2 protein-coding genes are annotated in these 1,417 nt (G+C 43.0%); both read right to left on the reverse strand.

The window, feature by feature from the left end:
• Positions 1 to 261: 261 nt before the first annotated feature.
• Entirely contained in the window at positions 262 to 852 is a 591-nt protein-coding gene (locus tag COO59_RS20470) for a hypothetical protein (RefSeq protein ID WP_103061465.1), read from the reverse strand.
• Positions 852 to 1,417 (reverse strand): RHS repeat-associated core domain-containing protein (locus COO59_RS20475; protein WP_205960897.1); only part of this gene is annotated, 566 nt, incomplete at its 5' end. The genes COO59_RS20470 and COO59_RS20475, both read right to left, overlap by 1 nt.

Genomic DNA, 1,417 nt, shown 5'->3' on the forward strand with positions numbered 1-1,417 from the left:
TAAAGACCCGGCGACCCAGGCCGTCATAGCCATAGCGTACCTGACGGGTTCCCCGGCGAACCGCAGTCAGCTGACGGTGTTCATCCCACACGAAATGCTCCGCTTCAGCATCGCTTTGCCCGGACTGCCGCTGCCGGAGCTCGCCTGCCCGGCCAAAACAGTAGCGAACGCCGTTCAGGCAGCGCGTCGGGGGATGGGGGTTTAGCTGGCTGAACGTTTGAAAAATAGCCGGGAAGATTTAATTTCTTACCCGGCTTTTCTTCATTTAAGAGATAATAGTTTAAAATCAAGTAGTGTATTATCAAACTTCACGGATAATAACTTTTCTTTAAAAGTTTCAGCTATCACTATATTAAACCCCCCCCCCCATTCATACAAACGAAAGGCATCTAAATTTTCAGGTATTTTGCTCTTATAAAGAACAGGCTCGATAAAAAAGCGTCCACGCTTTGATTCCCAATCTTCTGGAATGTAATCTGCTGGCCAACGATCGACTTTAGAACATTCCCAATCCACACAATCAATATAATTAAACACATGCATCAATATATATTTTAAATCGTTATTTCTGTTTATAAGAGATATTAACTGAACACCAGTAAAATCAAGTTCATCGGCACAAAAAACGCTCTCATTAAATGCCAGGAATCTAGACCCTATCGAGATAACAGGGGGAGGATTACCCTCTTTTAATATATTAAAATATAAAGTGCCGCTAAATTCCTCTTGAATCGCTGACAGTTTCACATCACTTAATTCATTTCCTTTCTCATCTAAAAGAAATGAACTCGGGTTCATATAACCTTTCCACTTTTTGCTTTCTGGACTAATCCCCAGCTTATAGTAGTTCATTATTTATTAACCTTCGTTAATATATCATTAAGCCAACTTCCCGGCGTGACGGCTTCCACTCTTAACTTTTCAATTTCTTTTCTGAATGCATCTTTACCTCTATCACTCGCAGCAGACAAACGATCATAAATTTCTTGATGCATCCCCTCTGGATGGGGACCTTTATGTCCAGGAACATCAATCTTATTTAAAGGATCATTGAGTACATCCTTTCTCCATTTGCCATTTTTAAATTTACCAAGATCATTTTTCTTAAATAGCTCTCTGAAGCGATCCGACCAAGTTGAATGCTTATTCGTAGCCAAATGATGGGTTGGAGCACAGGCTGAAAGCCCTAACGGATCGATCCAACCTAACGGATTAGGCGCATACTGATAAGGGTTGAGCCCTCCCGCCAGCCCTATCGGGTCCTGGCTGATATAAGACCTTATCAGCGGGTCATAATAACGATGACGGTTATAGTGCAGGCCCGTTTCCGCATCGTAATACTGCCCCTGAAAGCGTAGCGGATTCTCAATCCGATTGCTATGTACCGTTCCTTTTTCTCCCCACGCGCCCTGCTGCA

Origin of the sequence: Mixta theicola (assembly GCF_002895925.1) — a bacterium.
Lineage (GTDB): Bacteria > Pseudomonadota > Gammaproteobacteria > Enterobacterales > Enterobacteriaceae > Mixta > Mixta theicola.